This window comes from Streptococcus ovis DSM 16829 (assembly GCF_000380125.1).
GTDB classification, from domain to species: Bacteria; Bacillota; Bacilli; order Lactobacillales; family Streptococcaceae; genus Streptococcus; species Streptococcus ovis.
In genome coordinates, this window is record NZ_KB904583.1 from 113,775 (window position 1) to 138,740 (window position 24,966).

Below are 24,966 nucleotides of genomic sequence, written 5' to 3' on the forward strand. Positions count from 1 at the left end.
ATAGCATATTTGCGAGGAATAACAGGCTCCACAATCTGCTAGATAGTGAAAAAGAAGCAACTCCCAGCTGCTTCCTTATAGGATACTATACAATATTCCTCCACAAACAAGGCCGATTACAAAGCCCACCAGCACATCCTTGGGATAGTGCATCCCTCCAAGGACGCGGCAAACCGCTAATAAGCCAGAAAGAAATAAGAGGATGATTCCCATCCAAAAATGGATACCAAGAAAACACATGGCAATCATGGTCGCAGAAAATACATGGCGACTGGGCATGGATTGACCGACTGTGTCTTTGACAATAAGTGGCTCAATATCCCAACTCTCGTAAGGTCGTGGCTGATTGATAAACTTGCGAATGAGGGTGACTAACAGAAAGGAAAAGCCTGGTATTAAAATATAAGGCAGGACTTTCTCCAGCCCATCTTTCCAGAGTATAAAAAGTAACAAAGTTGGATAGAGGAGATACATGACTTTGGTGATAAAGGTATTACACAATGTTACAAAAGCCAGCTGCAAGGGAGACTGACGAATGCTGCGGGTCAAATTGGCATAAAAGGTACTGTAATCATTCATACTTCATATTTCCCAATAATATCTTCCACTGTTTTGCCCTTAGCAAGCCAGTCTACTAACTTGTCCAACCGTCTGATTTCCTGCATAATCGGGTCTTCAATGGCCTCAATTTGCACGCCACAGATTTTACCAGTGATATTGGTCCGATATGCTGTGTAGTGAGGGGCCTGCCTGAAAAAATCGCCATAGGTCAGCTCTGAAACAAAGAGACTTTCGATGTCCTCCACTGAATAACCCGTCAGCCAACTGGTCACCTCCATGACCTCTTGCTTTGTTCTCCCTTTACGCTCTGCTTTACTGATTAAAGCCTGAAAGACGCTCTGAAAACTCATATTAAAAATCCTGTGACTCATCCGCTCTCCTTTTCCTCTTTTCATTATACCATAAAAAGGCTACTGTCTTAGTAGCCAAAGATGAGGTAACGAATCAAAAAAAGTGCTGTTAGGTGAACGGGATAAAAGAGATAGAATCCCCATTTTACCCATGTCGGTGAATAGCCACGTTCGCCATTATAGCTTTGCAGAATAGGAACCACCAGGAGTAGACCAAAGCTGCTCAACCAGTTGATAAACGATGGCGACCAAGGAATCAGTTTACCAGGAAAGGTCAACAATAGCATCACCAAAGTCATTCTGACAAGAATAGTGCGAGGTACATCCGATTGCCCTCTCATCTTGTAATAACTAAAAATAATTGGTATTCCAAAGACATTCCAGTCTGACTGGATCGTTAGGAGAATGAATAAACAGGCCAGTAAAAATTGAACCCAATCATCTGAAAACTGCTCGCACAATTGCAACAAAACCAACCCCATCATCAAAGTAAAGAAGATATTGTTGACAGGATTGATAAAAGAGGCGCCAACATCAAAAATAACATGAAAGGGAAGAATAGAAATCAGCCAGAAAATCGCCATCCGTCCAATATATTTCATACGATTCCGAGTGTAGAAAAATCCCTCCACCAAAAGATAAGCCATAACAGGAAATGTAATGAGTCCAATGGCCAGATAGAGAAATTGCCACAAGGGAGGATTCCACTCTAGCTCAAAAGCATGGCCCACATGGTTGATAAACATAGCAACAATAGCAATTCCTTTCAAATGAAAGGCAGCCAATTTTTTCATCATTTCTTCTCTTTCTGCACACATTTATTAACAAGTTTAGCCAATGACGAGCAAAAATGCAAGAAAAATAAAACAGTAGGTTGAGTATATTCAACCTACTGTAAATATCATTACTCCACTGATTTCAAAGCTTCTAGCATATCCACACGACGAAGTTTGGCATTCACCCACCAACCTAAGACAGCTAAAATACCAACAATGGCAAGGATGGGAATCAGGTAAACTTCTATTGCGACATCTGGATTGAACATAATAGCTGCTGAGCCAATCAGACCTAGAATCACCTTATGAATATAGAAGCCAGCTGTCAAGCCAACCAAAATCCCAACGATAGACAAAACAATGGTCTCACGATAAATGTAGAGGGTAACTTCCCGATTATGAAAACCAAGCACTTTTATCGTAGAGAGCTCTCGAATCCGCTCTGCAACGTTAATATTTGTCAGATTGTAGAGAATGACAATGCCCAGCAACACCGACAAAACAATCAAGATAATCATGACTGTCTGCAAGGAACTGGCTACCGTTTCAATGGCAGAAATGAGTGCTGTATTTTGCGCCACTGCAGACACACCGTCTAAAGCTAGAAAGTCCGCTGCCACTTCTTCCACTTGATGCGTAGATGCGTCTGATAAAATGGCTAGGTAAGTATTATTATGCGGTGACTTACCAGTTAGCTTCTCATAATAAACAGGCGTCATGTAAAGGAAATGTCCTGCATACATCTCAGAAATCCCTGAGACCGTTACTTGGACTTTTTCCCCTTCTAGGGTCAGCGGAATCTTCTCACCTATTTTGACATTATAGAGACTGGCTAGTTTCTCGGTAAGAATCACACCCTGATTTGTGAGATGTAAATCCTTTCCTTTTCGCTCGCGCAAGTGCACAAAGTCTGGGATAGCATCCGAATCGACCACCATCACATTCAGATTTTGTGGTTCTTCTGTTCCTAAAATGGTTTCAGTCAAACCAGTATAATACATAAAGAGTTTTTCCACAATCTGATCCGACTGGATACGTTCAAGGAGCTCTGCTTTTTCATCAGCAGAAGCTTCTTCTTTTTCAACCACCATCATATCATATTGGATAACTTCGCCAAATTGGGTATCAGCAATACCTGAAATCGAAGACTGAATCCCTAAGCCAGCAAAGAGTAGGGATACAGATCCTGCTACACCAAAAATGGTCATCAACATTCGTTGTTTGTAGCGAAAAATATTGCGCGCTGTAACTTTATGGGTAAAGCTCAGACGCTTCCAAATAAAAGCCATTCGCTCAAGTAAAATGGTAGAACCTGATACAGGCGGTTTCCCTTGTAGAAGTTGTGAGGGTTCTTCCTGTAAGGCTCTCTTCGCCACCAGATAAGCAGGTAGTACTGCTGATACAAATGCTAAAAGAAGGGCTAATAAGGTCCATGACCAATAAAAATAGAGACGCGAAGAACCAATGACCGTTGTACCTGTAATAATATCGCCAATAACTGGTGAAAGGACCAAATTGCCAATCAGTAGACCTGCTAACGTACCTAGAAGACTAGCAAACAGACCATAGAGAACAAATTTAGCAATGATTTGCCCCTTCGTGTAACCTAAAGCGCGTAATATTCCTGTATTTGTCCGTTCTTCATCTACAAAACGCGTCATAGTCGTAAAAGTTACCATCGCCGCAACAACATAGAGGACCACTGGAAAAATATTTCCTACAGCAGAAATACTGGTCGTTGCTCCGCGATAGTTTTCATATCCCGAGCTACTTGGAAAAGTTGAACGAGTATAGACTGTATAGATAGGTTGCTCCAATTTGTCTACTTCTTGTTGTGCCTTTTGTAACTCTTGCTTTCCTTTTCGGATATCATTTTGAGCCTTGGATTGTTTCTCTTCGAAATCCGCTTTATTCCGATTGAGTTCTGCTTGAGCTTCTTGCAATCGTGCTTCTTGTAGCTGGATTTCTGCTCTGCCATTTTCTAACTGCGTGAGACCTGAATGATATTGCGCCAATCCAGTATCATATTGGTTTTTTCCTTCCTGGTATCGCGCCAAGCCTGTCTGATATTGAGTGAGGGCTTCATTGAACTGTGCTAGTCCTGATTCATACTGCCGACGCCCAGATTCATATTGGGACTGTTGACCTTCATACAACGTTCGTGCTTCTTGGTATTGGTAAAAACCTTTGTTATATGCTTCTTCAGCAGCAGTCAAGTTAGCATCTTGTTTCGCCAATTGGCTTTGTAGCGCTAAAATAGCAGAATCCGTAGTGGGATCAATACCAGCAGCCACCAAATCATCGATTTGTTTTTGCAATTGCTCTTTTGCTTGCGCCCACTGATGTCGCCCAGTCTGTATATGTGACGCACTTGCAGATAATTGACTGTTCTGTTCATCCAAAGCGGCTTTAGCCATAGCTAACTGATGGGCAGCAGTATCTAGTTGTGTTTTATTCTTATCTAATTCCACTTTACTGGCGTCTAGTTGTACTTTTGCAGTTGTTAATTGTTGGCCCGTTTGAGCTAACTGCGCCTTTGCACTTTCCAATTCTCTCCATGATTGAGCCAAGGTCGCTTCACTTGCTGAAAGTTGTGCCCTCCCGTTTGCCAGCTGGTTTTGACCATCTGCTAACTGCTTTTCGCCTTCTTGGAGTTTCTGAGCCCCTTCGTCTAATTTTCGCTCGACCTCAGCAATTTCATCTTGACCAGATTTCAATTTTTTCTTTGCTTCTGCTTTTAAGACAGACAATCTTTCCTTGCCATTATCCGCTAACAATACTTCTAGTTCTTTTTGATGAACCTCAATAGCATCCAAATATGCTTCTGAATGATAGGCAAGCTTTGCAGTATCTTGATAACGAAGACGCGCCATCATATATACATCTGAGTCAAAACTCTCGGGCACTGTTACTCCGTAACCATACAGATTGCCAGTTCCTTTTGTTGTTCCGCCCATCGATTTTTGGTCCCAAATTTCCGATGAATGCACGAAGCCTGTCACTCTGTATTTTTTCTGGATGAGTGGACTTTCTTTTTCTAAGTCCAATTGGATCCAGTCGCCAATCTGATATTCGCCTTTTAATCTTTCAATCAGTGCAATATCATCTGTTTTTTTCGGCATCTGCCCTGAAACCAGTTCAAACTGTGAAATCGTATCTGTCTGAGAAAAAATACGCAAAGCCTTGTAGCTATCTGCTATTATCTCATCAGTCATATAGCCAAATTCTACCTTGGCACCATTGACAGTCGATAACTCTTCCACATCTTCCTGACTAAGACCGTAATCAGCCATAACAGCAACATCCATCATCTTAAAACGATCAATATAGGTCTGAGCGGTTCGTTCCATGTTGGGTTGCGTTACTTTGAGTCCGACCAAGGCAATCGAACCAATCATCATTAGACTAAAAATCGAAAAGAAGCGCCCTTTGGATTTAGCAATAGACCGTCCAATGTCTTTCCAATAGATTCTCTTTTTCATAGTCACCTCTAATATTCCAAAGTTGCAATATCTTGCGGTTGTTCATTCATATGAACCGACTGAACCGTTGCATCACGCATATGAATCACACGGTCTGCAATCGGGGCCAGAGCTGAATTATGGGTGACAATAATGACCGTCGCTCCTTGATGACGGGACATATCCTGTAAAATCTGCAAAATTTGTTTCCCAGTCTGATAATCCAAAGCTCCAGTTGGCTCATCACAAAGTAGCAGTTTCGGATTTTTAGCGACAGCACGCGCAATCGACACCCGTTGCTGCTCCCCACCTGACAATTGTGCTGGAAAATGGTTGAGACGATTGCCTAGCCCGACTTCTGTCAGCACCTTCACAGGATCAGACGCATCTTTCACAATCTCAGCAGCCAGTTCTACATTTTCCTTTGCCGTCAAATTCGCTACTAAATTATAAAATTGGAAAACAAAACCGACATCGTCACGGCGATAGTTGGTCCGCTGATGAGAAGTGAACTGGGCAATATCCACCCCATCAATCACAACTTCTCCTTCGTCATTGGTATCCATTCCACCCAGGATATTCAGAAGTGTCGATTTCCCAGCTCCTGATGACCCTAGGATAATGACCAATTCTCCCTTCTCAATTGCAAAATTCACATCATGATTAGCAGCAATGCGATTTTCTCCGGTCCCATAATACTTAGAAGAATGTTTCACTTCAATATAAGCCATAAACCTCTCTCTTTCTGTCATATAGCCCCTGTTCAGCACTCTTAAAAGAACAGAATCTAACCTATTTTTCTCAACAAATGAACATAGTAGTATTGTAATCCAATTCAAGGGAAAACTCAAAGAAAAGTCATTTTTATCACCAAAAAAACGAGACGAATGATGATACTCCTTCTCGTTTTCATTTTGATGATTCTACTGATAGCCCCTTCTATCGAACGGCGGTAATCGCTGCTTCATAATCTGGATGTGCATTGACATTTTCCAGGTATTCGACATAAGTAATACGGTTCTCCTCATCAAGAACAAAGACCGCACGCGCAAGGAGATTCCATTCTTCCATCAAAAGACCATAGGCTTTTCCAAAAGAATGATCATAGTAATCAGACAAAGTCACAGCGTCGTCCAATCCTTCTGCACCACACCAACGTGCTTGCGCAAAGGGCAAATCGCAAGAAACTGTAATGACGACTGTGTTGTCCATCTCTGCCAACTCTTGATTGAAACGACGAGTCTGTGTCGAACAGATTCCGGTATCAATAGATGGTACTACACTAATCACTTTTTTCCCTGTAAAATCAGACAAAGATTTTTTCTCTAAATCAGCCCCCATCAAGGTAAAGGCTGGGGCAATCTCTCCGACTTGAGGCTTAGTCCCAAGCAAGGTTACTTCTTCTCCAATAAAGGTTGTCATGGCAATTCTCCTTAATCTTTTCTACCATCATTGTAAGGATTTTCAACCAAAAATACCAATCATTTGATTGGTATTTTGAGGCTTATTCCGGTTTGAATGTTTTCAGTCGGAGAGCATTGAGTAAGACAGAAACAGAACTCAAACTCATTGCTGCTCCTGCTAACATAGGATTGAGAAGAGGGCCACCAAAAACATGGAGAAGTCCCATAGCAACTGGGATACCGATAACATTATAAGCAAAGGCCCAGAAAAGATTTTGTTTGATATTGCGAATGGTTGCTCGTGACAACTGGATAGCGGTTGCTACATCTGTTAGACGATTGCGCATGAGGACGATATCTGCTGATTCAATCGCCACATCTGTCCCATTTCCAATCGCAATGCCAATGTCTGCCTGAGCGAGAGCAGGCGCATCATTGATACCATCTCCTACCATAGCCACCTTACGCCCAGCTTCTTGGAGGCGCTTGACTTCATTGGCCTTGTCCTCTGGCAAGACTTCACTGAGCACCCGCTGAATCCCAACTTGCTTTGCAATCGCTTGGGCTGTCAATGGATTGTCCCCTGTCAACATGATTGTTTCAATGCCCATCTTTTGTAGTTGCAAAATGGCTTCACGACTAGTATCTTTAATCGTATCTGCGACCGCAATTAACCCCAATAATTGACCTGTACGACCAACATACATTGGTGTTTTTCCTTGTGCTGCCAAGCTGTCTGCTTCTTGTTCAAGAGTAGCTACCGCTATGCCTTGTTGCTGCATCCAGCTGGCATTTCCAAGATAAACAGCTTCGCCTTCTATCTCAACCGAAATCCCAAAACCAGACACTGCTGTAAACTGGGTAGCTGTTGGCAAATCCAAGCCTCTTTCCTTAGCGCTTTCGACAATAGCTTCTCCCAGAGGATGTTCTGAACCAGATTCCGCGCCAGCCGCAATCCGAAGCAATTCTTCCTCTGTCACTAGACCTGTTACGGCAAGGTCTGTCACCACTGGTTTTCCTTCAGTAATCGTTCCTGTCTTATCAAAGACAATGGTTTGGATTTTTTGTGTTTCTTCTAAGGCATCACCTGATTTAATTAGAACGCCATACTCTGCCCCTTTTCCAGTTCCAACCATAATGGCTGTAGGAGTAGCAAGACCCAAGGCACAAGGGCAGGCAATAACTAAAACAGCAATGATGATTGAAAGAGAGAATTGCCAAGATTCGCCACCGAGGAAAAACCAAGCTAGTCCAGATAATAGGGCCAAGCCCATTACTAGGGGAACAAAGACTGCTGACACCCTGTCTGCTAGTTTCGCAATCGGTGCTTTAGAACCTTGTGCTTCTTCAACTAATTGAATAATCTGTGATAAGGTTGTATCGTTGCCGACTTTAGTTGCACGGAAAACAAAAGAGCCATTTTTATTGATAGAAGCTCCAACAACTGAGCTACCGACTTCCTTAGATACTGGTAAACTTTCTCCCGTCAACATGGACTCATCCACCGTTGACCTTCCCTCTACAACTTCTCCATCAGTCGCAATTTTTTCTCCAGGCCGCACTACAATACGATCTCCAACAACGACCTGTTCCAAAGGAATTTCGACTTCCTCCTGATTTCGAAGGACACGCGCTGTCTTAGGTGCAAGTCCCATCAAGTGCTTAATCGCCTCAGATGTCCGCCCTTTCGACACAGCTTCTAGGTATTTCCCTAGAGTAATCAGAGTCAAAATCACAGCAGCGGATTCAAAGTAGAGCTCAGGATGACCACCATGATGAACAGTAACTTTTCCCATGGCAAGCAAGATTGTCATGACAATCCCCTGCAACAAAGCAGCGCTGGTGCCAAGCGCAATCAGAGAATCCATATTGGGATGACCACGAAACAGATTGGTAAGTCCTTTGCTATAAAAGGCGCGGCCTAAATAGACCACTGGCAAAGTCAAGGCAATCTGTACAAGGGCGTAGGCAACAGGGTGGTGGGCAGGATTCAGAGCCTCTGGTAGCGGTAGACCTCCCCACGGCAACATTGGCCCCATTGCAATATATAATAATGGCAGAGTAAAAATAGTAGACCAGATAAAGCGCGTCCATAGCTGCTGCATCTTTTTTTTCTGTCTGTCTTCAGTAGGAACGACTGTTTCTTCAGTTGATTCAACAATAGCTGTATAACCCGCTTTTTTGACACTTTCTAGGATATCACTAATCTGGACTTGGTATGGATTGTATTGAACCGTTAACTTCTCTGTTGCTAGATTGACTGTAGCAGTTTCCACACCTGCTAGCCTTCCAACAACCTTTTCAATTGTTAAAGCACACGTCGCACAAGTCATCCCTTTAATATCGAAGGTCTCTGTCTGTAGTTCTCGTATCAAGTGATAGCCCGCTTTTTCAACTGCTATTGCAATGTCTCTAGGAGAAATGATAGCCTCATCATAGTCCACACTCAATTTTTCCGTTGCCAGATTGACATTGGCTTGTGTCACTCCACTCAACTTACTAACAACTTTTTCAACTGTCATTGAGCAAGTTGCACAAGTCATTCCTTCAACAGGATAAATTTCTTGTTTCATTTTTTAACCTCGATTACATTTGTAAACAAATTGTATCATTTTTGATTACAATTGTAAACCCATTTGTTTTTGAAAAGACTAAATCCTATCTAAACTGAACCTTTCCCTCAGTTAAACTATTCCCTAATGTCTCTCCGAAAGATCCATTTAGTGCGGTGAAGATAAGTTTCCCAAATTACCAATTGCCACTGTCAGATGAAGTGCTTCTACAAAAATCAAAAAAAGCTCTATAAGACCGCTGTGAGTACACCCACCGCAAGTGTTATGGAGCCTAAAAGCTTAACTTCAAGTCTTTTGTAAGGAGGCAAATTTTTTTCTTAGAGCAGACGATATTGTGATGAATATGAGTATTGCTCTCCTCAAGTTCTTGAATCCACCCACAACTTTTGCTAACTTTTTCTACAAAATTTGTGCTTAATACCATCTATTTCGCTGGATCAACTATGTTTAAAATAAACTAAGAAAAAGTTTGAATAATTTGTACGGTAAGATGATTTCAACAGCTGATTATAAGACTATTAAAAAAAATGGCAAAATTATGAGATATATTTTAGAATATAGAGTCTAGATGTAAAGTCTTTTGCTTCTCCAACGTGGTCTTTATTCCGAATCAAGAAACCGGCCTCCATCAATTGGGTACCTGAATAGATTTGATTATCGCACTCATAGTAAGCATCTGCTTGCAATCCCTTGAGACGCAAGCGCTGGTAACCAATATTAGCCTTAGCTAACCTCCTATATTGTCCCACAATAATCGTCTCTTCATCCTCTGAAACAACTTGCCAAGCTGATAAATCTTTTTCGTATGGAGTAAGTAAACGTGTAAATGTCCCAAATTGGAAAACTGAGCGGTAGCGCTTATAAAACGCAATTTGTTCTTTGATAGCCTTATATTCCTCAGTATTCAACTCTGACAAATCTAGTTCATAGCCAAAACTTCCAAAGAAAGCAACATTTGCTCGTGTCTCCATCGGTGTCAATCGTCCCATTTGCTGATTAGGACTAGCTGAGATATGGCATCCCATACTATTTAGTGGATAAACCATAGAAGTCCCATACTGAATTTTCAGGCGTTCTATAGCATCTGTATTATCACTGGTCCAAGTTTGAGGAGCATAGTAAAGCATACCAGGATCAAAACGACCACCGCCACTTGAACAAGATTCAAAAAGTACTTTCGGAAAAGCCTTTGTCAGCTGCTCATACAGACGATAGATATTTAAAATATACCGATGAAAGGTCTCGTTTTGTTGATCAGCTGATCGTATCAGACTGAATACCTCTGTCATGTAACGATTCATATCCCATTTGATATAGTCTATCTTATGGTTTGATAAAAGGCGATAAAGTTGTTGATAAATGTTTTGGTAGACTTCTTCACGCGATAAATCAAGTGTATATTGATAACGACCATGCGATTGACTGTGGTTCGGGTGGTGCAAAATCCAATCAGGATGCTCTCGAAACAGATTGCTATCTTTATTGACCATTTCTGGTTCAATCCATAACCCAAATCCCATTCCCAACTGATGAATTTGCTGAATAATTCCTGTGAGACCATGAGGAAGCTTCTCCAAATTAGTCACCCAGTCGCCTAAACCAGCATGTTCGTGATTACGCTGACCAAACCAACCATCATCCAGTACAAAGAACTCTACTCCCACATTTGCTGCCTGTTTGGCTAAAGCCAGAATCTTTTCTTCATCAAAGTCAAAGGACATTGCTTCCCAGTTATTCAGCAATATTGGACGTTCTCGATCACGCCAGTAACCTCTCACTAAATGTTTTTGGAAAACCTTATGAAAGGTCTGGCTCATCCCATTTAAACCTGAATCACTATAAACCATAACTACTTCAGGCGTTTGGAATTTATCTCCCTTGCCTAATTTCCAAGAGAAGCGCTCAGGGTGAATCCCTAAACTTACCCTGACCTTATCAAATGCATTGACATCTACCTGTGCTAGAAAATTTCCACTATAAACCAGAGAAAATCCAAGAACTTCCCCTTGGTGCTCATCTGCCGTAGGGCGTTTCAAGGCTAGAAAAGGGTTATACTCTGCACTACTTGAGCCTTTTAAACTATAGATGGACTGGCAACCATTTTGCAAAGGACTTTCCACAACATAACGCTCTCGTCCCCAAGAACCATCCAAGTGTAGCCAATCATACTCTCGATCTGGCAAATCCAAATTCATTGATAAAGCCCTATTTAGAATAATTGGCGAATCACCCTCTTGCTCAAATCGTGCCTGCCTTGTTATGACCGAATAGTCCCTAAAAATGGTATAGCTCAACAGCAGTCGTGTTTGGGAACATTTATCCCAGAGCACTATTTCCAAGGTTTCAGCTTCGTCTTCCTGATTCAGATACAAGGCTGGTAATCCTTCTAGATAAGTTTTCCCTTTTAGGATGCGGTGTCCTTGATATTCAAAATGCGATAAACAACTACCGTCTGTTTGCTCAATTTCAAAAGCAGGTAGACCATAGTCTGTCGTCCCATAGCAGGCGTATTCCTGACGAGTATGTTGCAAAGAGAAAGAAGTACCATCATCGTAGACAAAAGAAGTCAACGCTCGATATTCATCTTCTAGCAGATAGCGGTAAGAAACTTCTGTACTAACACGTTTCCCGTAATAAAGTTGCCCAATATGTCCGTTTGGAAGAATACCCATCACATAACTGATTGTGTCATTGTAAAGATGAAACTCTTGACTTTCTTGTTTAAATAGAATCCCCATAAGTCACTCCAATCTGTATAAATTTCTTTTAACCAGTCATTACAGTTTGCCACCTGAACTGGCAATTCCTTGAATGAATTGCTTTTGGAAAATAATGTACAAGGCAACCATCGGCCAGATAGCTAGTACGCTTGCAGCCATCAATTGAGGATAATTAACCGTATATGCACCTTGAATCTTAGATAAAGCACTAGATAAAGTTGCTTTATTTGGGTCTGCATTAATAATCAATGGCCATAACAAGTCTTTAAAAGCGAACAGAGCTGTAAAAATCGCCAAAGCAATAAGACCAGACTTAGCCAGAGGTAACATTACCTTAAAAAAAGTTTGCCCAATGTTGCAACCGTCTAATTTAGCAGATTCTTCCAACTCTTTTGGTAGACCCATAAAAAATTGACGAAGTAGGAACGTTCCAAAGGCGCTCACCAAACCAGGAAAGACAAGAGCAAAAATGGTATTTCTCATTCCCATTTGGTCAATCATCAGATACTGCGGAATAACAAAGAGTTGCGGAGGCACCATCATTTGAAACAGAACCAGTCCAAATAAAACATTTCTAAATGGAAATTGCAATCTGGCAAAAGCGTAGGCTGCCATAGCAGAGAACATTACCGAACTAAAGATTCGCCATATCATCATCATAATAGTATTAAAATAAAGTGCTACAAAGTTATTAGTTCTTATAACTTCTGTATAGTTGCCAATCAACCACTTAGACGGTAAAATTTGGAATGGGTTCATCTGGGTTGATTCTGTAACCGACTTGAAGGAGGTTAAAACCATCCAAATAAATGGTAAAATCATTCCAAAGGAAACGGTTATAAGTAAAAGATGAATCCAAAGGTTTTGTTTTAAAAATTTTGATTGCATTTGATACCTCTCCTAGCGATAGTGAACCCATTTTTTTTGGACTTTCATTTGGACTATCGTTAATAATAAAATCAGCCCCAGTAATAAAATCACGACTGTAGAACCATAACCCTTATCTGAGTATTTGAAAGAATGATTATAAAATAAGTAAACCAGAGAAACAGTCTTATCATAGGCAGGACTCTTAATATCTTCCATCATATAGATGACATCAAAAACCTGCATTGATTGGATAATACTTGTCACAACTACAAAAAATAAAGTTGGAGAAACGAGCGGTAGCGTAATATTGAAAAATTGCGTGAAGGAATTGGCTCCATCAATAATAGCTGCTTCATAAAAATCTTTTGGAATTTCTTGAAGTCCAGCCAAAATGAGAATCATACTATAACCTACCGTACTCCAAATTCCAATTGCTGCTATAGAATATAGAGCAATTTCAGGATTCTCAATCCAGTTTACGGGGCTAATTCCAAGTCGTCCTAACACATAATTTATCAAACCAAAATCAGTATTATACAGCCATCTCCATACCATAGTCACTGCAGCAGGCGCTGCGACCATCGGTAAAAATAAAATGGTTCGGTAAACATGCTTGCCTTTAAGTTTTGAATTAAGTAAAACAGCTAAAAGCATTGCAAGCATAACCGTTATTGGCACCACCAACAACGTGTATTTAATCGTATTCCACGTAGCCTGCCAAACTTGAGGATCTGCCATTAAACGTCGATAATTTTCTAGTCCCACAAAAATATCGCTCTTGCCAAAATCCCCACTTTTAAAGAAACTCAACTTTATCGTCTGAAAAATAGGAATGATATTTAAGACTATCAGCCCAATAATTGTTGGAGCTACCATTCCTAATCCCCACAAAGCTTGACTCCTCTGTTCTCTTTTTGTCGCCATAAATCCTCCAATAGTTGAAAGTCTGGACAGCAAGCTATCCAGACTTTCTTGCTCTTATTTCTCTGAAGCAAGCACCTCGTTCATTTGATCCGCTGCTTTTTGAGCTGCGTCTTTCGTTTTTTCTTTACCTAAGTAAGCTGGTTTTAATAACTCATAGGCCTTCTCTTCCCATTTAAGAGTCATTTGAGAGTACGGTCTAATTTGAGCATAATCCAACATATCTACATATTTTTGAACGGCAAAATCTTTATTAGAGTCAACCCATGTTTGAGCAGCTCCTTCATAGGCTGATATGGCCACACCTAATTTAGCTTGCATTTCTTGAGCCTCCTTGGAACTTAAGTATTCCACCCATTTCCAAGCTGCCTCAGGATGTTTGGTGTTCGCTGCAATCGCATTTCCTAAACCATTGAAAACCGTAGCCCGTTTCCCATCTGGTCCTTTTGGTAAAACAGCAACGTCTGCATTGGCTTTTACATAGTCATTAGAAGAAAATCCAGATAAATTCCATGAACCAAATACTCCCATAGCTACTTGTCCGTTTTGGAAAGCTTCTGCGCGTTTTCGATCCTCTGTCATCACAGGAGATAATTTTTCTTTTACAAAACTGAAGTAGTAATCCAGTGCCTCAACCGTTTTTGGATCATCATATCCAGACTTTTTAGCATCTGTCAGCACCTGACCACCATTCTGGTAAATAAAGTTATAGAAACCTTCTTGGTTACTGAAACCTGCTCCAAAACCATACTGACTGCCATCGTCCTTGGTTAGTCTTTTAGCAACCTCTTTTAATTTAGCCCAGTCCCAAGTCTCATCTGGATAAGCTATGCCGGCCTCATCAAACATTTTTTTGTTATACCATAAGCCGATGGTATCAAAGTCTTTTGGCAAGGCATATTGCTTGCCCTTCATGTTATAAATAGCATTTAAGCCATCTGGGAAATTCGATAGACTAGCGGTTTTGCTTTTGGCTAAATAGTCATCCAATGGCAATAGCATATCATTAGAGGCATAACGGTAGATTTCATTGGAGTGCATCCAGAATGTATCTGGTAAAGACCCTCCTGTTGCCCCTGCTTCCAACATGGTCCAGTAATTATCCCAATTAACCACTTGAATCTTAACCTTGATATCAGGATTCTGAGCCTCAAATTGATCAGCTATTTGACGTATCCCAGGTTCTTGATTGGAATCCCATATAGCATAGGATAATTCTGTTTGACCAGAATTATTGGATTGAGATTCTGACGAGGATGAACTTTTATCAGAAGTACCAGATCCACATGCGGCTAATAAAGTTGACACTGCCACTAAACTAAAAAAACGTACTAGTGCCTTCATCATTAAACTCCTTTTTTTCAAGGGAATCCCTTGTTATTTGTAATTTAAGTCTATCAAAGATAACGCTTTCAATAAATAGGAAGATTTGACTTGATTTATATGATTTTAAGGGCAATTTGCTGTTTTTAATATAAAAAGTTACAAAATCATATAAAAATGATATAATTAACTTATAATTCTAGTTTCTTTAGGTAAGGTCTATGGTACAAAAAGCTGAATTTTATGTTTTTAATAATAGGTCGTACGTTGATTTTTATCCCATTCAATTCGGCATGGAAGCATGTGAGCCCCTGCACTCTTTTGGTCCAACCATGAAACAGCACTATCTTTTTCATTACGTGATTTCAGGATCTGGTACATTTTACTCGACAGGTGAAGAACGTTGTTTTCCTGTAAAGGCTGGTCAAGGCTTCTTGATCTCCCCTAATATGATTTGTAGCTATGAAGCTGATTTTAAGGACCCTTGGACCTATATTTGGATTGAATTCGACGGTTTAAAGGCCGAACACTTTATCAAGCAAGCTGGTCTATCTTCTAAACAACCGATTTTTACCCAAAAGAAAGCAGCTTTGGAAAGTCCCGTCTATCAAGAAATGAGAGCTATTCTTGATTTCAATAACAACCGAAGTTCTCTTTTATTAGGCCACCTCTACCTATTTATTTTCCACTTGATTGAGGAATCTATGGAGCAAAAATCAATTTCTCATGAGGATATCAAAGATTTCTATATCCGTGAGGGGATCAATTTTGTAGAGAGGAATTACCATCTTCCCATTGGTGTAGAAGATATGGCCAAACGATGTAATCTCAATAAGCATTATTTTAGTCGCCTGTTTAAAAAAGAAATGAATATCTCCCCTCAACAATTTATCATTCAATACCGATTAAGTGAAGCCTGCGAGCTCCTTAAAAATACAACACTAAGTCTTCAAGAAATTGCTGAATCTGTTGGCTACTCCAATCAGTTTAATTTTTCCAATGCTTTTAAGCGCCAATTCCATCAATCACCAAGTCAATGGCGAAAACAAAACCGTTAGTTCAGAAATCTTCTTATCGCATCATTTTCTTTCTGCTACCACTAACTTAGGCCAAATACTTAATATACATTAAGACTAGCGATGCAATGATACTATGATAAAAGAATTTAGTGATTTCTAAAAGAAAATAAAAAGAATATACACCACTGTCAACCCCACTCTCTTCTCCTTTGTTCTCAAAAAGTGAGTGTGACTGCTATAGAAAAAGAAATATGATTCATTCATTAAACCTTCCGAACTCTTTTAACTAATTACCCTAATAGCAAAAGAAGGACACCACCTCAAATCTCTGTCCTTCTATTAAAAAATTACGATTCTAAAAAGGCATAGATGCAACGTTCTTTATAACGTCATTCTATGCCTTTTACTCTTTTCTAGAGTTTTTTTGCTAGTCTCCATTATAAATAGCTCTGTTCAAAATTTATCCAATCTCTCACATCAATTAACGCTTACCTTTTAGCATCCCTGTAATCCCACGAATCAGCATGCGACCCGCTTCACGACCAACCGCGCTCATCACATTCTTCGTAAAACGATCCATCGCTGAGTCAGTTCGACGAGTAGGGGCAGCTTTCTTAACTCTAACCTCTTCCTTTTCTTCCTGCTGAACTTTCTGCTTAACAGCTTTCTCCTTTTCAGCAGCCTGTTGCAACGCAGCCTCTTTTTCCTCAGCCCAAATCTGGATTTGTTCATGAGCAGATTCACGGTCAAATGCTTCCGCATATTTATCCATTAAGGAGGAACGGTTAATCAGACTCATGACCAAACTAGGATCTGCTGTTCCTAACAAACTCTTTGGTGGGTAAATCGTGACACGGTCCGCAAAGGTTGGTGTCCCATCTGCTCCGAGAGTGGATACCACAGCCTCACCGACTTTTAATTCTTGAATCACTCGTACCAAATCCTGCCCTTCTTCTTGGCGGAAAGTCTCTGCTACAGCATTCACTGTCTTTAATTCCTTAGGTGTAAATGCCCGCAATCCATGCTGGATACGATTTCCCAGTTGACTGGCTATGCTGTCTGGAATGTCTGTCGGATTCTGCGTCACAAAGAAGACGCCAACACCCTTTGAACGAATTAAACGAACAATCAGTTCAATCTTTTCCAGCAAAACTTGTGGTGCATCTTTGAAGAGGACATGGGCCTCATCAAAGAAGAAAACCATCTTCGGCTTGTCCAAATCCCCTACCTCCGGTAAGGTTTCGTACAATTCAGATAAAATCGCCAGCAAAACCGTAGAATAAAGAGTCGGCTGACTGAAAAGTTGTGTCGCATTGAGGATACTGATTACTCCTCGACCTGAAGTATCTGTTCTCATTAAATCAGCAATATCCAAACTTGGCTCTCCAAAGAAAAGCTTGCCTCCTTGTTGCTCCAAAACAACCAAACTACGCAAAATCGCACCGACCGAACGGGCAGGAATATTGCCATAATACTGACTTAATTCTTGTGCATGCTCTCCTACAAAATTCAACATAGCCCGCAAGTCCATTAAATCAAGCAGAAGTAAGCCTCGTTCATCAGCTACGCTAAAGACGATATTCAGGATGCTTTCTTGCGTCTCATTCAACCCAAGCAAGCGTGTCAAGAGAACAGGTCCCATTTCAGAAATGGTCATCCGAACAGGAATTCCTTGTTCCCCCATCACATCCCAAAGTTCCACTGGGTAACTAGTTGGTTGATAATCTTCATAATGAGTAGCACTCAGTCGCTCTGTTACATCACCAGCATTCTCCTGAGCCAGACTCATCAAATCTCCCTTGATGTCGGATAAGAAAACAGGGATCCCTGCATCACTCATTTGCTCTGCCAACACTTTAAGGGTAACTGTTTTTCCTGTTCCTGTTGCTCCTGCGATAATCCCATGACGATTGAGACGTTTGAGTTGTAGCTCAGCCACACTCTTTCCATAGCCAAATTGTAAAACGTCAGACATTATTTTTCTCCTTGCATTATGTTACTTTTATTTTACCATAAAACCTTGACATTTCGGGAAATAAGTCCAGTCAGTTGACCAATTTTAGAATCTACTGTAAGATAAAATAGAGATACTTGTTATAAAAGAAAGAAAACATTCTAATGAAAGAAATCCTTCAACATTACCAACCCAAGCCTCTTGGACAAAGTAAAAAATATAGTGTCCTGATTCCATTGATAAAGATTGACCATGAATGGCATATTCTCTATCAAATCCGTAGTGAGTTCATCCCCCAACCTGGTGAAGTCTCCTTTCCAGGTGGAGGAGTTGAATCAGGAGAAAGCTTCCGAGAGGCAGCCCTTCGCGAAACCTGTGAAGAACTACTATTATCACCACAGCAAATTACTATCCTAGGGGAGATTGACTACTTTGTTCATCAACATCGCACTATTCATTGTTTCGTTGGACAGTTACTGGTGGAAGATTGGAAACAAATCCAACCAAATCCTGACGAAGTTGCTCGTCTCTTCACGATTCCCTTAAACGAACTCCTTGCAAACCCACCAATCTATCATCCACTTGAATTAAGCATCAGCGAAGAACAGGATTTCCCATTTGAACGAATTCGCAATGGACATGACTACCCTTTTGTCGAACGAGACCGTACCATTCCATTCTACAACCTTCACGAAGAAAACATCTGGGGCATGACCGCCCTCTTCACCCATCGATTCACAGAAATATTAAAAGAAAATGGACACTGATTTCAGTGCCCATTTTTTTAGTTATTCAAATTTTGTTTCATCATGTAGAAATAAACATCTCCATATGTTCCCTTATAGTCCAATTCTTGTCCCTGATAAACTAATGTTACAACTGGATAGTAATCAGCAACTCCAATCAAACAAGCTTGTTGAGAACGTTCAAATTCGGCATAGGATTCAAATTGAATTGTTTTTTCATTCTTAGCAGCATCTAAATAAGTAATTTCTAACATAGTTCTACTCCATTTTTTATTTTTCCATAGTGTACCATAAAATCTCCTACAAGTCACTGTAGGAGATTTCTTTTTGATTAAGCAACATCATCTCGATTTTCTTCTGAAAATTGACTGTTATACAAATCAGCGTAAAATCCGTCTGCTGCCATCAATTCATCATGGTTCCCCTGCTCAATGATATTTCCATCCTTCATAACGAGAATTAAATCTGCATTTCGAATCGTAGACAATCGATGGGCAATGACAAAGGAAGTGCGACCTTCCATTAGCTTGTCCATCGCAGCCTGAATTAATTCTTCTGTCCGTGTATCCACAGAAGAAGTCGCTTCATCCAAGATAAGCAATGGAGCATCTTTCAAAAGGGCACGCGCAATGGTTAACAATTGTTTCTGACCAACAGACAGTGTGACAGAATCATCTAAGTAAGTATCATAACCTTCTGGCAAGGTCATGATAAAATGGTGCACACCTACTGCCTTAGCAGCCGCTATTACCTGTTCATCAGTAAGGTGCTCTTGATTGTATACGAGATTCTCCTTGATAGTGCCTTCAAATAGCCACGTATCTTGCAAGACCATTGAGAAGGCGTCATGGATTTCTTCCCGTTTCATCAATCGAGTATCCACTCCATCAATTGAAATCTGCCCTTTATCAATTTCATAGAATTTCATCAATAAATTGACAATCGTTGTCTTACCGGCACCTGTTGGTCCCACAATTGCTATTTTTTGGCCTGGTTTAGCTACCGCTGAAAAATCATGAATAATCACTTTATCCTTAGAATAACCAAAGAATACTTGATCAAACTCAACTTGTCCTTTCACTGTTTCTAACTGTTGCATTTTTTCCGCTTCGTTTTCCATCTCGTCTTCGGCTAAAAATGCAAAGACACGTCCCATTGCTGCCCCGGCTAGTTGTAGATGAGTAATAGCTTGCGCGATTTGAGAAAGAGGTTGTGAGAAAATGCGCACATAAGTCATAAAGGCAACCACGTCTCCCATGGTAATATCACCATCAATGACTTTAATGGCACCAACTACACAAACCATCACATATCCAAAATTCCCTACAAACATCATCAGTGGCATCATAATGCTGGAGATGAACTGTGACTTCCACATAGAAGAAAACAGACTGTTGTTCAGTTTTGTAAAGGCCTGACTCACTTCGTCCGCCGCATTATAACTTGTCACAACATTGTGACCAGAGTAGATCTCCTCTACATAACCATTGACTGCCGCAAGATTGGCCTGCTGACGCTTGAAAATTGGCTGAGAGAAAACCATCAACACAACGACTAAAACAAACCCAATTAAGACAGAGCCAATGGATGTCCAAGCCAATGTTACATTAGTCCGAAACATCATAAAGACAGAACCAATCAGCAACATCGTTGCTGTCACCAAAGCACCTAAACTTTGATTGAGGGATTGTCCTGCCGTATCTACGTCATTGGTAACTCTTGAAAGAGTATCCCCTTGTGAGTGGCTATCAAAATATTGGAGAGGGACACGATTAATTTTAGTAGCAATAGCTCGACGAAGACGTTGAGAAAACCGTTGGACAATCGTCGCCATTGTAAAACTTTGTAAATAACCGACCAAGGCTGAAATGACATAGAGAATAATCAGCGTAATCGCAATATCAGAAATAGCCTCTAAGTCAATTCCTTGGAAGGTCCCAATTTTAGTAGGCGTCAAACCATCCACGATTAAATTGGTGATTTCTTTTAATTTATCTGGTCCGATTACCGTAATCGTAGCCGATATAATAGAACCTATCACCACAAAGACAAAGGGAAGATAAAAACCATTAGCGTATGGTTTCATCCCTTGCCAAACAGAGACAGAAGATTTTTTAGATTGGTTTACCTGTTTATCCATTTGCTAATTCCTCCTTTGATAATTGTGAATAGGCAATTTCTTGATAGACTTGATTACTTGCTAGTAATTCTTCATGCGTTCCTTGCCCAACAACTTTCCCTTCATCTAAGACTAGAATCTGATCCGCATCCATAATTGTAGAAATACGTTGGGCTACGATCAGCTTCGTCATATCCTTCGTCCGTTCTGCTAATTGCTGACGAAGTGTCCGATCTGTTTTATAGTCCAAGGCAGAGAAAGAATCATCAAAAATAAGAATTTCAGGTTTGCGAGCTAAAGCACGCGCAATGGCCAAACGTTGTTTTTGACCACCCGAGAAATTGGTTCCAGATTGAGCCACATGAGATGTTAGACCATCTTCTTTGGCTTCGACAAAGTCTTTTCCTTGTGCCAAGTCCAACGCTTCCCACATATCTTCTTCTGTCAGAGGACCCACAGCACTTTCTCCTAGTTCCATATTGGACTGGATTGTTCCACTAAATAGAACGGCTTTTTGAGGAATGTAGCCGATTTTGTTATGGAGGTCAACCTTTGAGTACTCCCGAATATCTACGCCATCTACTCGGATTGTGCCTTCAGTCGCATCATAAAAACGTGGCAATAGATTAATTAAGGTTGATTTCCCTGACCCCGTTGAACCTATAAACGCTACTGTTTCACCAGCTTTTGCTTTAAATGAAACATGTTCTAAAACTGCTGCAGAATGTTTTGAATATCTAAAGGAAACATCCTCAAATTCCACCTCACCACGAAGACCATTCGTTTCTTTCGATTGACTAGGGTAAGGTACAGAAGACTTAGTAGACAAGACTTCGTTAATCCGTCCTGCAGACACAAGTGCTCGAGGCAAAATGAAGAAGACAGAAATCATCATCATAAAACCAAATACCACCTGCATTGCGTAAGAGGAGAAGACCACCATATCTGAAAAGATTTGCAGTTTATCATTAAACGCATCCGCTATCTTAGTAGGGTCCGTTGGAATCGCAATATCCTCAATTAGATAGGCGCCAATCCAGTAAATGGCCAAAGTCAGCCCACTAGAAACAATCTGCATGACCGGCTGCATAAATGCCAGAGAGCGTCCAACAAATAAGTTTAGGTTGGTCAACTGATCGTTTGCTTCAGAAAATTTCTCACTTTGGTATGCCTCTGCGTTATAGGCACGTACAACCCGAATACCCGTCAAGGATTCACGAGTAATCCCATTTAATTTATCGGTGACTGCTTGGATAATTCTTTGCTTTGGAAAGACTAAAGTCAGCAACAAAGCTACCATGATAAGTACAACAGCTACTGCTACCGCGGTAACCAACATCCAATCTCCATTAGTTCCCGCAATCTTTGTCATAGCCCAGACTGCCATAATCGGTCCTTTTGTCACAACTTGTAACCCCATTGTGATCAAAATTTGAATCTGTGTCATATCATTGGTTGTCCGTGTTAACAGACTAGGAATACTAAATTTCTTAATCTCCGCATCCGAATAATCCAACACACTGTGAAAGACGTCTGAACGTAACCGACTCGTAAAGCTTGCAGCTGTCCGAGCTCCAAAAAAACCAACCAAAACAGAGGTAGCAAAGCTCAATAAAGACAATGCTAACATCCGCATCCCCGGACTATCCAAATTCCAGGACATAATATCACTCACCTTGGTCCCTGGTTCTTGTAAGAGGCTGGTAATGTCTGACATATAGGACGGAATTTCCAAATCCAACCACACATTCAAACAAACAAAGACAATTGCTAAGAGAATCATCGTGAATTCTTTAGCATTTAATCGTTTAAATAAGCGAAACATCCTTTACTCTCCTTTTTCTAAATTTTTCTTTATTTTCATAAAGACTTGATGTGCTACCGTTAATTCTTCCTGACTAATATCCGCTAACAACAAGCGATGAAGCGCCTCATGGAAGTTCTGTGTCTGCTTCGCTTTTTCCAAACCTAGCTCTGTTAAAACGACTTGCTTATAGCGCTTGTCTTTTAAAGAAGGAATGACCTCAATAAAGCCATTTTTTTCCATCCGTTTAATCAAACCACTGGCGACTGACTTGGAGATATGAAGTACTTTTTCAATATCTTTAATAAAAACTTCCTCCTCCTGATGGTTAAGTAGATAGGTAACTGTTAACCCTTGGGGGCCAGCTAATTGCTCAACACCATATTGACGCGCCAACTCTTCTGTACAATACTCCATCGTATTGATAAACTCTCGTAAGATAGAAAACGGATTATTTGCGTGCATGACATTTTTCCTTTCATGAAAATTCCAACAATAGTTCCCATGAGAATTATTATAGTTCTTATAGGAACTACTGTCAAGAAAAAAGTCTCTTGATCGATTGCAAATAAAAAACACTCACTTTGGAGTGTCTAGGTTGAAGACAAACTATACTTTCCAAATAAAATCAGCCTGAAAAAATGGCTGACTATGAAAAATTAGGGGTGTTTGCAAAATGTAATCCAGACTTTCCGCCGTGATAAAAGTGCCTGAAATTATAAAGTTTCAGGCATCCGGAAGTTTTGAGACATTAGGCTCAAAACTTAGGTATGGAATTCCATCAGAAGTCGCTACCGTCCGTTATCACTTAAGGAAAGTCTAAAAACTCTGAACACTCGCTTTGGAGTGTCTTAGGTTATCTTATTTCTTCCGTAATCTCTACCACATCTGATCTGGTAATAATCCCTACTATATCTCGTACAGTTTGAATCTCCAAATTTTTCTTTTGACAAATTAAAACCACTCTTGTTTTTGAATCCGCAAATTTTCGCAACAAATGAAATAGATTGTCATCTTGATGTAGTTTGACAACGCCCTTTTCATGCTCTTCGTAATGCAAAATATCCCAGATTTTTACTGACTCCGTTTGTAAGAAAGAAAGGCTATCCCTCTCACTCATCGCAGCTAACCAACTGGTAATGCCTGCATTAGAAACCAATCCTACATAGCCTTTTTGATCAAAAATGGGGAATTGTGAATAATGCGTTTGGTGAATCATCCGTAAAAGCTGCTTTAGCGATTCATTCACCTGGAAGGAAAGAATCTTCCTTCGATTTTGCCCCGATAAAAATTGCTGAATTGTCCTAGGATGCTGATAGGCAAGCGTAACTTTTTTTAACACATCCATCACCTGCTGAGAAGGCGTCGCAATTTCAGGGAGATTCGTCTTGGTCTCATGTGCCAAAATATTACGCAGACGCCTTGCAATATCTAATATTTCCCAATTCATTTTCACAGGATTATTCTCCAAAGAATCCTTCTCCCGTTCCAACAAATCATAAATGGTTTCAGTTGTATCATACTTATTCTGTAAAGTTTGTTCTAAATCATTAAAAACTTTTAAAAATTCCGCTTGCCCCATCTCGAATCCTTTCATCATTAACTAGATTTTCTTCTATTATAGCATGGATGTAAGGAGAAAAGGTATCGTATGAAACTATTTCATTTTTAACGTAAAAAATAGGGAATGGGACAGAAGTATATGGATGATGAGAAACTAAAATACTCATATCACGAAGAAAATGAAGTCAAACGTGACCAAAATTCTAGAAAACTATTGATTTTTCCTCCTCTATTGACGCAAATGAATTTATTTGCTCCATTTCCAACCTCCAAGTATCGCTCCCCCGATACTCTATTGACGCAAATAGATTTATTTGCTCTATTTCTAACCTCCAAGTATCGCTCCCCCGATACTCTATTGACGCAAATAGATTTATTTGCTCTATTTCTAACCTCCAAGTATCGCTCCCCCGATACTTGGAGCCCCAAAACATCAAAAAAGCCTACTGCACAAGCTAGAAAGCTTGATACAATAGGCTTTTTGTCGCTGAATTATTTTACAGCGTCTTTAAGAGCTTTACCAGCTTTGAATGCTGGAACTTTTGAAGCTGCGATAGTGATTTCTTCACCTGATTGTGGGTTACGGCCTTTACGAGCTGCACGTTCGCGCACTTCGAAGTTACCAAAGCCAATCAATTGAACTTTTTCACCAGCTGCAAGGTAGTCAGTTACTGCTGCAAATACTGCATCAACTGCTGCTGCTGAGTCCTTTTTAGTCAATGAAGTTGCTTCTGCAACTTTTGCGATTAAATCTTGTTTGTTAGCCATTTTGCTAAGTCCTCCAATAATTTTCTGAGTTATTA

Annotated in this window: 20 protein-coding genes; 2 read left to right on the forward strand and 18 right to left on the reverse strand. The window is 40.4% G+C overall.

Annotated elements, in window-relative coordinates:
- Positions 1–75 precede the first annotated feature (75 nt).
- The 11 genes from A3I9_RS0111090 to A3I9_RS0111140 all read right to left on the reverse strand — a co-directional run bounded on the left by A3I9_RS0111090 (position 76) and on the right by A3I9_RS0111140 (position 14,979).
- Positions 76–579 carry a phosphatase PAP2 family protein gene (locus tag A3I9_RS0111090; RefSeq protein ID WP_018379097.1) on the reverse strand — a complete coding sequence of 168 codons (504 nt, stop codon included), beginning with the start codon at positions 577–579 and terminating at the stop codon, positions 76–78.
- Positions 576–932: a DUF2200 domain-containing protein gene (locus A3I9_RS0111095; RefSeq protein WP_018379098.1), complete on the reverse strand. Its 357-nt coding sequence runs from the start codon at positions 930–932 to the stop codon at positions 576–578. The genes A3I9_RS0111090 and A3I9_RS0111095 overlap by 4 nt, the downstream gene beginning before the upstream one ends.
- Before the next feature lie 47 nt (positions 933–979).
- A complete protein-coding gene (locus tag A3I9_RS0111100; RefSeq protein ID WP_018379099.1) occupies positions 980–1,708 on the reverse strand; it encodes a TraX family protein in 729 nt (242 codons plus the stop codon).
- Between the two features lie 107 nt (positions 1,709–1,815).
- Positions 1,816–5,169 (reverse strand): ABC transporter permease, encoded by a 3,354-nt coding sequence (locus A3I9_RS0111105; protein ID WP_018379100.1) that lies wholly within the window; start codon positions 5,167–5,169, stop codon positions 1,816–1,818.
- A gap of 8 nt (positions 5,170–5,177) precedes the next feature.
- Positions 5,178–5,879 (reverse strand): ABC transporter ATP-binding protein, encoded by a 702-nt coding sequence (locus A3I9_RS0111110; protein ID WP_018379101.1) that lies wholly within the window; start codon positions 5,877–5,879, stop codon positions 5,178–5,180.
- Positions 5,880–6,087: 208 nt separating this feature from the next.
- Positions 6,088–6,570 carry a thiol peroxidase gene (tpx, locus tag A3I9_RS0111115; protein WP_018379102.1) on the reverse strand — a complete coding sequence of 161 codons (483 nt, stop codon included), beginning with the start codon at positions 6,568–6,570 and terminating at the stop codon, positions 6,088–6,090.
- Between the two features lie 82 nt (positions 6,571–6,652).
- Positions 6,653–9,124, reverse strand: a complete 2,472-nt coding sequence (locus A3I9_RS0111120) for a heavy metal translocating P-type ATPase (RefSeq protein ID WP_018379103.1) — start codon at positions 9,122–9,124, stop codon at positions 6,653–6,655.
- A gap of 536 nt (positions 9,125–9,660) precedes the next feature.
- A complete protein-coding gene (locus A3I9_RS0111125) occupies positions 9,661–11,862 on the reverse strand; it encodes an alpha-galactosidase (RefSeq protein ID WP_018379104.1) in 2,202 nt (733 codons plus the stop codon).
- 39 nt (positions 11,863–11,901) lie between these two features.
- The gene (locus A3I9_RS0111130; RefSeq protein ID WP_018379105.1) at positions 11,902–12,732 is read right to left on the reverse strand and encodes a carbohydrate ABC transporter permease; all 831 of its coding nucleotides are present in this window, start codon (positions 12,730–12,732) and stop codon (positions 11,902–11,904) included.
- Between the two features lie 12 nt (positions 12,733–12,744).
- Positions 12,745–13,638, reverse strand: coding sequence for a carbohydrate ABC transporter permease (locus A3I9_RS0111135; protein WP_018379106.1), 894 nt, complete (start codon positions 13,636–13,638; stop codon positions 12,745–12,747).
- A 54-nt stretch (positions 13,639–13,692) separates the two neighbouring features.
- Complete coding sequence (locus A3I9_RS0111140; protein ID WP_018379107.1) at positions 13,693–14,979, reverse strand: ABC transporter substrate-binding protein; 1,287 nt, start codon at positions 14,977–14,979, stop codon at positions 13,693–13,695.
- Positions 14,980–15,179: 200 nt separating this feature from the next.
- Between A3I9_RS0111140 and A3I9_RS0111145 the strand changes: the two genes are divergently transcribed.
- On the forward strand, positions 15,180–16,016 hold the full coding sequence (locus A3I9_RS0111145) for an AraC family transcriptional regulator (RefSeq protein WP_018379108.1): 837 nt from the start codon (positions 15,180–15,182) through the stop codon (positions 16,014–16,016).
- Between the two features lie 442 nt (positions 16,017–16,458).
- Here A3I9_RS0111145 and A3I9_RS0111150 read toward each other — a convergent pair whose 3' ends face one another.
- A complete protein-coding gene (locus A3I9_RS0111150; protein ID WP_018379109.1) occupies positions 16,459–17,952 on the reverse strand; it encodes a helicase HerA-like domain-containing protein in 1,494 nt (497 codons plus the stop codon).
- Between the two features lie 143 nt (positions 17,953–18,095).
- Between A3I9_RS0111150 and A3I9_RS0111155 the strand changes: the two genes are divergently transcribed.
- A complete protein-coding gene (locus A3I9_RS0111155) occupies positions 18,096–18,698 on the forward strand; it encodes an NUDIX hydrolase (RefSeq protein ID WP_018379110.1) in 603 nt (200 codons plus the stop codon).
- 17 nt (positions 18,699–18,715) lie between these two features.
- On the opposite strand, the gene A3I9_RS0111160 is transcribed toward A3I9_RS0111155, so the two are convergent.
- The 6 genes from A3I9_RS0111160 to A3I9_RS0111190 form a co-directional block, all read right to left on the reverse strand.
- Entirely contained in the window at positions 18,716–18,931 is a 216-nt protein-coding gene (locus A3I9_RS0111160; RefSeq protein ID WP_018379111.1) for a DUF4649 family protein, read from the reverse strand.
- Positions 18,932–19,008: 77 nt separating this feature from the next.
- A complete protein-coding gene (locus A3I9_RS0111165) occupies positions 19,009–20,817 on the reverse strand; it encodes an ABC transporter ATP-binding protein (protein ID WP_018379112.1) in 1,809 nt (602 codons plus the stop codon).
- A complete protein-coding gene (locus A3I9_RS0111170; RefSeq protein WP_018379113.1) occupies positions 20,810–22,621 on the reverse strand; it encodes an ABC transporter ATP-binding protein in 1,812 nt (603 codons plus the stop codon). The genes A3I9_RS0111165 and A3I9_RS0111170 overlap by 8 nt, the downstream gene beginning before the upstream one ends.
- Positions 22,622–22,624: 3 nt before the next feature.
- Complete coding sequence (locus A3I9_RS0111175; protein ID WP_018379114.1) at positions 22,625–23,065, reverse strand: MarR family winged helix-turn-helix transcriptional regulator; 441 nt, start codon at positions 23,063–23,065, stop codon at positions 22,625–22,627.
- Between the two features lie 391 nt (positions 23,066–23,456).
- On the reverse strand, positions 23,457–24,200 hold the full coding sequence (locus A3I9_RS0111180) for a CBS domain-containing protein (RefSeq protein ID WP_018379115.1): 744 nt from the start codon (positions 24,198–24,200) through the stop codon (positions 23,457–23,459).
- A gap of 455 nt (positions 24,201–24,655) precedes the next feature.
- Positions 24,656–24,931: an HU family DNA-binding protein gene (locus A3I9_RS0111190; RefSeq protein ID WP_018379117.1), complete on the reverse strand. Its 276-nt coding sequence runs from the start codon at positions 24,929–24,931 to the stop codon at positions 24,656–24,658.
- Positions 24,932–24,966: the final 35 nt, after the last annotated feature.

Bases quoted from the DNA above. Each gene is read 5' to 3' on its own strand.
- A3I9_RS0111125 (WP_018379104.1), bottom strand. From the start codon at position 11,862: ATGGGGATTCTATTTAAACAAGAAAGTCAAGAGTTTCATCTTTACAAT.
- tpx (WP_018379102.1), bottom strand. From the start codon at position 6,570: ATGACAACCTTTATTGGAGAAGAAGTAACCTTGCTTGGGACTAAGCCT.
- A3I9_RS0111120 (WP_018379103.1), bottom strand. From the start codon at position 9,124: ATGAAACAAGAAATTTATCCTGTTGAAGGAATGACTTGTGCAACTTGC.
- A3I9_RS0111095 (WP_018379098.1), bottom strand. From the start codon at position 932: ATGAGTCACAGGATTTTTAATATGAGTTTTCAGAGCGTCTTTCAGGCT.
- A3I9_RS0111105 (WP_018379100.1), bottom strand. From the start codon at position 5,169: ATGAAAAAGAGAATCTATTGGAAAGACATTGGACGGTCTATTGCTAAA.
- A3I9_RS0111160 (WP_018379111.1), bottom strand. From the start codon at position 18,931: ATGTTAGAAATTACTTATTTAGATGCTGCTAAGAATGAAAAAACAATT.
- A3I9_RS0111180 (WP_018379115.1), bottom strand. From the start codon at position 24,200: ATGATGAAAGGATTCGAGATGGGGCAAGCGGAATTTTTAAAAGTTTTT.
- A3I9_RS0111175 (WP_018379114.1), bottom strand. From the start codon at position 23,065: ATGCACGCAAATAATCCGTTTTCTATCTTACGAGAGTTTATCAATACG.
- A3I9_RS0111100 (WP_018379099.1), bottom strand. From the start codon at position 1,708: ATGATGAAAAAATTGGCTGCCTTTCATTTGAAAGGAATTGCTATTGTT.
- A3I9_RS0111130 (WP_018379105.1), bottom strand. From the start codon at position 12,732: ATGCAATCAAAATTTTTAAAACAAAACCTTTGGATTCATCTTTTACTT.
- A3I9_RS0111110 (WP_018379101.1), bottom strand. From the start codon at position 5,879: ATGGCTTATATTGAAGTGAAACATTCTTCTAAGTATTATGGGACCGGA.
- A3I9_RS0111170 (WP_018379113.1), bottom strand. From the start codon at position 22,621: ATGTTTCGCTTATTTAAACGATTAAATGCTAAAGAATTCACGATGATT.
- A3I9_RS0111135 (WP_018379106.1), bottom strand. From the start codon at position 13,638: ATGGCGACAAAAAGAGAACAGAGGAGTCAAGCTTTGTGGGGATTAGGA.
- A3I9_RS0111150 (WP_018379109.1), bottom strand. From the start codon at position 17,952: ATGTCTGACGTTTTACAATTTGGCTATGGAAAGAGTGTGGCTGAGCTA.
- A3I9_RS0111190 (WP_018379117.1), bottom strand. From the start codon at position 24,931: ATGGCTAACAAACAAGATTTAATCGCAAAAGTTGCAGAAGCAACTTCA.
- A3I9_RS0111145 (WP_018379108.1), top strand. From the start codon at position 15,180: ATGGTACAAAAAGCTGAATTTTATGTTTTTAATAATAGGTCGTACGTT.
- A3I9_RS0111165 (WP_018379112.1), bottom strand. From the start codon at position 20,817: ATGGATAAACAGGTAAACCAATCTAAAAAATCTTCTGTCTCTGTTTGG.
- A3I9_RS0111155 (WP_018379110.1), top strand. From the start codon at position 18,096: ATGAAAGAAATCCTTCAACATTACCAACCCAAGCCTCTTGGACAAAGT.
- A3I9_RS0111140 (WP_018379107.1), bottom strand. From the start codon at position 14,979: ATGAAGGCACTAGTACGTTTTTTTAGTTTAGTGGCAGTGTCAACTTTA.
- A3I9_RS0111090 (WP_018379097.1), bottom strand. From the start codon at position 579: ATGAATGATTACAGTACCTTTTATGCCAATTTGACCCGCAGCATTCGT.